This window comes from Streptomyces sp. YIM 98790 (genome assembly GCF_011421595.1).
Taxonomy (GTDB): Bacteria; Actinomycetota; Actinomycetes; order Streptomycetales; family Streptomycetaceae; genus Streptomyces.
In genome coordinates, this window is the sequence record NZ_WTLH01000230.1 from 1 (window position 1) to 8,087 (window position 8,087).

The window sequence follows — 8,087 nt, forward strand, 5'->3', positions numbered from 1 at the left end:
GTGCGGCGCGCCGCCGGGCGGTGCCGCCGGCGGTGCCGCCCCGGGAATCCGGCCGGCCTCCAGTTCGATCACGGCCGTGCGCTCCATGGGCGCCTCGGCGGGCGGTGCCACCCCGGCCGGCAGCGGCACCACACTGGTCACCTCGTCGGGGCCGACGCCCGTCCCGCCCGTCCCGCCGTCCGCGGTGCCGTCGGGCCGGCCGGCGGAGCCGGCGACCCGGTCCAGGGCGGTGGGCCCGGCCGGGGCCCCCGCCGGGTACGGGGAGGCGTCCAGCTGGGCGTCGGTCAGCCGGGCGCGCACCGTACGGACCAGGGACAGGAACACCGCGGCATCGGCCGGGCGCGCCTGCGGATCGCGGGCCGCGGCCTGTGCCACCAGGCCGTCCAGCTCCTGGGGCAGCCCGGAGACCGCGGCCGAGGGCAGCGGCATCTCCGACTGCACACGGGCCAGCAGGACCTGCGCCGGGGAGTCCCCCCGGTGCGGCTTGGTGCCGGTGAGCATCTCGTAGAGCATGACCCCGCAGGCGTACACATCGGTGAAGGGGCCGGCGATGCCGTTCTGGATCTGCTCGGGGGCCAGATAGGAGACCGTGCCCAGCAAGGCGCCGGTGGTGGCGGAGGTCTGGCCGTCCACCCCGCGCACCAGGCCGAAGTCGGCGATCTTCACCCGGCCGTCGTCGCCGATCAGGACGTTCTCCGGCTTGACGTCCCGGTGCACCAGACCGCCGCGGTGGGCGGCGCCGAGGCCGGCCAGCACCGGCTCCAGGATGTCCAGCACCGCACGGGGCCGGAGCGCGCCGCTCTCCCGGAGGACGTCCCGCAGGGTGCAGCCGGCCACGTACTCCATGGCCAGATAGACATAGCCGCCGTCCATGCCCTGGTCGGTGACGCCGACGATGTTGGGGTGGTCCAGACGGGCGGCCGCCTTGGCCTCCCGGATGAACCGCTCGACGAAGGCGGCGTCGGTGGCCAGGGCGGGGTGCATGACCTTCAGGGCGAGCACACGGTCCAGCCGCATGTCCAGCGCGCGGTAGACGGTGGCCATGCCGCCCACGGCGACGCGCGCGTCGACGCGGTAACGGCCGTCGACCACATGGCCGATGAGCGGATCCTGGAGGGTCATGTCCACAGGCGAAGTCTACGAGCCGCGGCGGACAGGGCCGCCCCGGCGGAGCACACCGTGCCCCGACTGCTGCGGAACGGTGACGAAGGGATGGCCGGGCGGGCGAGGGTGCGCGGGCCCGGTGCGGGGGCCCGGTGCGGGGGCCCGGTGCGTGGACCAGTTGCGCGGCGGTGTGCCGGGGCGCGCGCCCCGGCACACCGCGGTCAGGCGTCCAGGCCGGGGCCGTCCGGCCCGGTGCCGCCGGTGGCCAGCTCCAGCGCCTCGCGCAGCGCGGCCTCCTCCTCGTAGCCGAAGGCCGCGTAGCCGGAGTCGTAGTGCTCCTGGAACAGGTCCCAGTCGGTGGCCGAGGCGGCCCGCTCCCAGTGCTCGGCGCTCGCCCAGCGGGCCGCGGCCAGCGAGGCGGCCAGCTCGGCGGCGCCCTCCGTCCGCCACGGCTCCTCCTCCAGCCGGTCGGACTGCTGCCGCGACAGCCGGGCCATCTCCTCGGCCCAGGCGGTGAAGTCCTCCAGCTCCGCCTCCTGCGGCGGCTCGGACATCCAGGCGGCGGTCAGCGGCCCGCTCAGCTCCAGGTAGCGCAGCTGCTCGTCGGTGTAGCCGGACGCGTCACCGCGCAGCGAGGACTCCAGCGAGCCGCCCTCGGAGTACAGGAAGCACAGGAAGCGGCGGTCGTCCAGCTCCTCCCAGGAGTCCCGCTGCGGGTAGTAGTAGGAGGGCCAGAGTTCCTCCGACAGGCCCCAGATGTCCAGCACATAGGGCTGGAGCAGCTTGGCGCACTCCCGGCCCGCCTCCAGCTGGAGCAGTTCCTCGCCCGGGTAGTCCCCGGTGTAGGCGGAGCGGGCCTCGCCGAACGCCTCGGCGTTGTGCGGCTCGTCGCACGGGATCACCTTCACCGAGTACTCGGTGCCGCCCGGCTCGGCGGAGGAGTCGAAGCAGTCGCCGGCCTCTATGGCGTCCACGCTGCGCTCGTCGCTCAGGACGGCCGCGGTGATGCCCGCGCCGATCAGGACCATCGCCAGGGAGGAGACCGTCACGCCGGTGACCGCCATGCCCCGGCCCCGGTGGCCGTGCCGGCGGATCTGCACCAGCGCCACGATGCCCAGGATCAGCGAGACCGGGGCCAGGCAGGTGGCCAGGGTGGCCACCGAGGCGACCGCCATGCCGTTCAGGGGCGGCCGCGGCGGCGGCGCCACGGGCCACGGGCCCTGCGGATGGCCCGGCAGAGTGCCGTACGGTGCCCCGGGGCCGGGGCCGGGGCCGGGCTGGCCCGGATACTGCGGCAGCCCCTGCGGGCCCGGCTGCCCCGGCGGGAGCGGCTGCCCCGGCTGTCCGGGCGGCGGAGGGCCGGGCGGGAATCCCCGGCCCTCCGGCTGCGGCGCGCCGGGCTGCTGCCACGGGTCGGGCTCCGGGGGACCGGAAGGGGGTGGTGTTGTCACGCTGTCCTCACGCTGCTCACCGCTGACGACTTGGCCGGTGGCCGGATCGTATATCAGTGCGATCCGGGTGCCGCGGGCGGCGTTACTCGCCGGTGGCCAGCTGCAGCGCCTCGCGGACCGCGAACTCCTCCTCGAAGCCGTAGGCCGCCGCGCCCTCGTCGTAGTGCTGCGGGTACGTGTCCTCGCCCGCGGCGGCGGCCCGGCGCCACTGCCGGGCGGACTCCTCCCGGACGTCGGCCAGCGCCGTGACCAGACCGGCGACCTCCGGGTCCCAGCTCTCCGCCCGCAGTGCCGCCGCGTACTGCTCCATCTCCTCGGCCAGCCGCCCGGCCCACTCCTGGTGCAGGGTGTGGTCCTCGGCCACCGGCTCGGCGACCCAGGTGGCCTCCACCGGCGCGGTCAGCTCCAGGAAACGCAGCTGCCGGGCGTCGTAGCCGGTGGCGTCGGCCCGTACCGAACCGGTCAGCTCGCTGCCGCCGGTGCCCGCGAAGAAGCACAGCACCTCGCGGTCGCCGAACCGCCAGCCCTGCTTGACGGGGTGGAAGAAGTACATGTCCAGCGGCTGCGCCCAGGTGTCGATCACATACGGCTGCATCAGCGCGGCGCACTCGGTGCTGGCGATCTCCGCCATGACCTCGTCGCCGGGGAACTCGGTGTACCCCTCCACCTCCAGGCTGCCGAAGACCTCCGATTCGTGCGGGTCCTCGCAGGAGACCAGGGTGACGGTGGTCTGCTCGCCGCCCTCCTCCTCGGCGAAGTCCTCCAGCTTGCCGGACTCGAAGCAGTCGCCCACGCTCAGGTCGAAGACCTGGATGGTCTCGCCCTCGGCCGGCTTCCTGCCGTCGCCGGGCCCGTTCTCCCCGCCGCCGCTGTCCCCGCCGTCCTTCTGCCGGCCGGACTCGCGTTCCTCCGGCGACGACGCGGTGGGCCGGCCCTCGTCGGAGGCGAACAGCGCCACCGGGACGGCCACCGACAGCACCACCAGCTCCAGCGAGGCGAGCACCACACCCGCCACCGCCAGCCCCTTGCCGCGCCCCGGACGGCTGTTGAGCTGCACCAGCGCGATGATGCCCAGGATCAGCGCCACCGGAATCATGAACAGCACCGCCGCCACCAGCGAGCCGACGGCCAGGCCGTTGGTCTTCTGCGGCTCCGGCGGCATCCCCCAGGGCGGCGGGCCGGGCTGCCCCGGGTACGGCGGCGGGCCGGGCGGGCCCGGCCGGGGGTGGCCGTACCCGGCGGCGCCGGGGGCCGGGTACGGACCGGGCTGCGGGGCGGGTGTGCCAGGGGGACCGGGCTCGCCCGGCTGCTGCGGCGGCCACGGCGGCTGCGAACCGGGCGGCTGCGACGGCGGGGTGGTCACGGTCCTTCTCCTTGTCTCGTCACCGTCGGGTGACCCCCGGGCCGTGGCGGCGGCGGTGTGCCGCGCCGCCGTTCCGGGGCCGGACCGCCACGGCCGGGCGTGGCGGAATCCTCCGATGGAGCGGCCATGTTATGACACGACCGTTCCGGGACGGGGAGCGGTCCCGGAGCCGGTCCGCGTCCCGCCCCGCGGGCCGTCCCGCCCGCCGTTCCGGGACGGCTCAGTGGCCGGTGAACGCGGGCCGCTCCGGATCGAGTTCCGCCCGCCCGTCGAGCGGGGAGGAGGCCAGCGCGAAATGCCGGCGCGGGATGCGTCCGGCCAGCGCGGCCAGCCGCCCGGCGGTCACCGCGTGCCGCATCGCCCGTGCCATCACCACCGGACGCCGGGCCCGGGTCACCGCCGAGGCCAGCATCACGCCCGCGCAGCCCAGCTCCATGGCCTGGGCGGCGTCCGACGCGGTGCCCGCGCCCGCGTCCAGGATCACCGGGACCCGGAGCCGCTCGGTGATCAGCTGGAAGTTGTGCGGATTGCGGATGCCCAGCCCGGAGCCGATGGGCGAACCGAGCGGCATCACCGCGGCGCAGCCCGCCTCCTGGAGACGCAGTGCCAGCACCGGGTCGTCATTGGTGTAGGGCAGCACGGTGAAACCCTCGTCCACCAGGGTCTCGGCGGCCTCCAGGGTGGCCACCGGATCCGGCAGCAGGGTGCGCTCGTCGGCGATGACCTCCAGCTTGACCAGGTCGGTGCCGAGCGCCTCCCGGGCCAGCCGGGCGGTCAGCACCGCCTCCCCTGCGGTGAAACAGCCGGCCGTGTTGGGCAGGACCGCGATGCCCAGGTCCTGCAGCACGGACAGCACCGAGCCGCGGACCCCGGGCTCCACCCTGCGCATCGCCACCGTGGTGAGCTCGGTGCCCGAGGCGGCAAGCGCCTCGCGGAGCGTCTCCGGGCTGGGCGCGCCGCCGGTGCCCATGATGAGCCGGGACCGGAACCGGTACCGGCCCAGCACCAGGGCGTCGTCGTCATCCTCCCGGGCCCCGGTGGGGTGCTCCGGCTCCGCGGGGCGGGCGGCGGGGGGACGAGGAGGCGGAGAGGGGGCGGCGGAGGGGGAGGGGGAGGGGGAGGAACCGGAAACGGTGTGCGGACCGGGGTCGGTGGTCATGGGTCAGCCTCCTTGTACCGCGGTGAGGACCTCGATCCGGTCGCNACCGGGGTCGGTGGTCATGGGTCAGCCTCCTTGTACCGCGGTGAGGACCTCGATCCGGTCGCCCTCGGCCAGGGCCGTCGCGGACCAGTCCGCTCGTGGGATCACCGTCTCGTTCACGGCGGCGGCCACGCCGCCGCGGGCCGTGGTCAGCTCCGCGACCAGCTCGGCCAGCGAGGTGCCCGGCGGCAGCCGGCGCGGCTCGCCGTTGACCGAGACCGTGACCGGCACCGTGACCGGGCCGGGCGCCGGCCCGGGAGCCGCTGCCGCCGCTCGCTCGTCACGCTCCGGGCCGCCGCTCACGCCGGCACCCCCGCGAACCGCAGCGGGCTGAACGGCCGCCAGCGCTCCGGGAGTTCGCCGCCGGTCAGCAGCCCGGCCAGGATCTCCCCGGTGACCGGCGCGAGCAGGATGCCGTTGCGGTAGTGCCCGGTGGCCAGCAGCAGGCCGTCGAGCCCGCTCGGGCCCAGCAGCGGCGCGTTGTCCGGGGTGCCCGGCCGCAGCCCGGCCCGGGTCTCGGTCAGCGGGAGTTCGGTCAGGCCGGGCACCAGCTCGTGGGCGTCCCGCAGCAGCTGGTAGACCCCGCCGGCGGTCACCGTGGTGTCCCAGCCCTGCTCCTCGGAGGTGGCGCCGATCACCAGCTCCCCGGAGAGCCGGGGCACCAGATAGACGAAGCTGCCGCGCACCACCGCGCGCACCGTGCGGGACAGGAACGGCGGCCGGATCTCCGGCATGCGCACCCGCACCACCTGGCCCTTGACCGGGCGCACCGCCGGCCTCAGCTCCTCGGGCAGCCCGGCCAGCGAGCCGCTGCGGCTGCCGCCGGCCAGCACCAGCCGGTCCGCGGACAGCCGGGTGCCGTCCGCCAGTTCCACGCCGGTGGCCCGTCCGCCGCCCGCCGAGCACAGCAGCCGTTCCGCCCGGCTCCGCCGGAACTCCACCCCGGTCCGCCGGCAGGCGGTGAGCAGCGCCGCGGTCAGCAGCCGCGGATCGGCCTGGTGGTCGCCGTCCACCCGCAGGCCGCCGCGCACCCCGGGCGCCAGCATCGGCTCCAGGCGGCGGCACTCCCGGCCGGTCAGCCACTGCGACTGCAGGCCGCAGCGCTGCTGCAGGGCGTGCAGTTCGCGCAGCTGCGCCCGGTCGTCGGCGTCCAGCGCCACCGCCAGGGTGCCGCAGGCCCGGTAGCCGATGTCCTGGCCGGAGACCTCGGACAGTTCGGCGGCGAAGTCCGGATAGGCGCGTGCCGAGGCCAGATTGAGCTCCAGCAGCGCCTCCTCGCCGTAGTGCAGCTCGGTGACGGCGGCCAGCATGCCGGCCGCGACCTGCGCGGCGCCGCCGCCCGGCGACGGGTCGGCAACCGTCACCCGCAGGCCGCGCTGGGCCGCCCGCCAGGCGGTGACCAGGCCGATCACCCCGCCGCCGATGACCAGGACATCCCCGGCGGCGGTACCGCCGGGGACCGGGGCCGGAATCGCGGGCGTCATGGACCTCCTCCTCCCTTCGCCGGCATGACCCGGATCAGGTTCCTGCGGTCGGAGGCCGCGTCAGCCTCCCTCTCAGCCCGGTGCGTCCGGGCTCCCGTGAGCGCGGTAGTACGTCGTGGCCAGCCTAGTACCACCCCGGCGCCGGGGTGCGCCGACGGCCCCGCGAAGCGCTGTCCCGCCGTCGGCCTTCCCCGGCACCCGGCCCGGGTGCGGGGACCGCCTAGGCTTGCCGGCGTGAGCACGGGAGAGGCGACACAGGACGCGGCACGGGGCGGAGTGGTGATCGCGGGTGCCGGGCTGGCGGGCGCCCGGACGGCCGTGGAACTGCGCGAGCAGGGCTGGGACGGCCCGGTCACGCTGCTGGGCAGCGAGCCGCACCGGCCCTACGACCGGCCGCCGCTGTCCAAGGAGGTGATGCAGGGCCAGGCCGACGGCAGCACACTGGACATCGACTACCGGGCCCTGGACATCACCCTGCTCCCGGGCCGCACCGCCACCGGCCTGGACCCGGCCGCCCGCCTGCTGCACACCGACGCCGGGCCGCTGCGCTACGGCCGGCTGGTGCTGGCCACCGGCGCCCGGGCCGTGACCCTGCCGGGCGCCCGGGACCTGGCCGGCGTCCACGTGCTGCGCACCCTGGACGACGCCCTGGCGCTGCGCAAGGTGCTGGCCGCCGGCGGTTCCCTCGCCGTGGTCGGCGCCGGCTGGATCGGCGCCGAGCTGACCACCGCCGCCCGGGCCGCCGGATGCCCGGTCACCGTGGTGGAGGCCGCCGGCCATGTGCTCGCCGGCGCGCTGCCCGCCGAGGTCACCGCGCCGATGCGCCGCTGGTACGCGGAGGCCGGCGCCGGACTGCGCACCGGCTCCCCGGTCGCCGCCGTCCGCACCGGCGCGGTCGAACTGGCCGACGGCACGGTGCTGGCCGCCGACGCCGTGCTGATCGGCATCGGCGCCCGCCCGGCCACCGGCTGGCTGGCCGGCTCCGGGGTGCCGCTCGACCCCGCGGACGGCTCGGTACGGGCCGATGCCGCGCTGCGGGCCGGAGTGCCGGACGTGTGGGCGGTGGGCGACTGCGCCTCCTACCCCTCCGCGCGCCACGGCCGGCGGATGATGGTGCACCACTGGGACAACGCGCTCCACGGCCCGCGCACCGTGGCGGCCGGCATCCTCGGCCGGCCCGCCACCCACGATCCGGTGCCGTACTTCTGGTCCGACCAGTTCGGCCGGACGGTGCAGTACGCCGGACACCACGGCGACGCGGACCTGCTGCTGTGGCGCGGCGACCCGGAGGGCACCGAGGGCTGGACGGTGTGCTGGCTGCGCGCGGGGCGGCTGGCCGCGCTGCTGGCCGTGGACCGGCCGCGCGACAGCGCCCAGGGGCGGCGGCTGATCGAGCGGGGCACCCCGCTCGACGCGGCCCTGGCCGCCGATCCGGCCGTGCCGCTGAAGTCCGCCGTCCGCCGCTGACGCGCCGCCGGGGCCGG

7 protein-coding genes and 1 riboswitch are annotated in these 8,087 nt (G+C 76.3%); of the genes, 1 reads left to right on the forward strand and 6 read right to left on the reverse strand.

The features are described from left to right. The 6 genes from GQS09_RS25085 to thiO form a co-directional block, all read right to left on the reverse strand. The coding region (locus GQS09_RS25085; RefSeq protein WP_165989845.1) for a protein kinase domain-containing protein at positions 1-1,128 on the reverse strand (1,128 nt) is incomplete at its 3' end. A 197-nt stretch (positions 1,129-1,325) separates the two neighbouring features. Further along, on the reverse strand, positions 1,326-2,279 hold the full coding sequence (locus tag GQS09_RS25090) for a DUF4190 domain-containing protein (RefSeq protein WP_165989846.1): 954 nt from the start codon (positions 2,277-2,279) through the stop codon (positions 1,326-1,328). A 358-nt stretch (positions 2,280-2,637) separates the two neighbouring features. Then, positions 2,638-3,918 (reverse strand): DUF4190 domain-containing protein, encoded by a 1,281-nt coding sequence (locus GQS09_RS25100; protein WP_165989847.1) that lies wholly within the window; start codon positions 3,916-3,918, stop codon positions 2,638-2,640. A gap of 220 nt (positions 3,919-4,138) precedes the next feature. Continuing rightward, a complete protein-coding gene (locus tag GQS09_RS25105; RefSeq protein WP_243761765.1) occupies positions 4,139-4,888 on the reverse strand; it encodes a thiazole synthase in 750 nt (249 codons plus the stop codon). Positions 4,889-5,143: 255 nt separating this feature from the next. Continuing rightward, positions 5,144-5,350, reverse strand: coding sequence for a sulfur carrier protein ThiS (gene thiS, locus GQS09_RS29975; protein WP_165989850.1), 207 nt, complete (start codon positions 5,348-5,350; stop codon positions 5,144-5,146). A 68-nt stretch (positions 5,351-5,418) separates the two neighbouring features. After that, positions 5,419-6,603 (reverse strand): glycine oxidase ThiO, encoded by a 1,185-nt coding sequence (gene thiO, locus GQS09_RS25115; RefSeq protein ID WP_165989849.1) that lies wholly within the window; start codon positions 6,601-6,603, stop codon positions 5,419-5,421. Continuing rightward, positions 6,598-6,711, reverse strand: a riboswitch (TPP riboswitch). Its footprint overlaps the gene before it by 6 nt. Positions 6,712-6,837: 126 nt before the next feature. Here thiO and GQS09_RS25120 point away from each other — a divergent pair. Then, a complete protein-coding gene (locus GQS09_RS25120; protein ID WP_313896327.1) occupies positions 6,838-8,070 on the forward strand; it encodes an FAD-dependent oxidoreductase in 1,233 nt (410 codons plus the stop codon). The last annotated feature ends 17 nt before the right edge of the window (positions 8,071-8,087 follow it).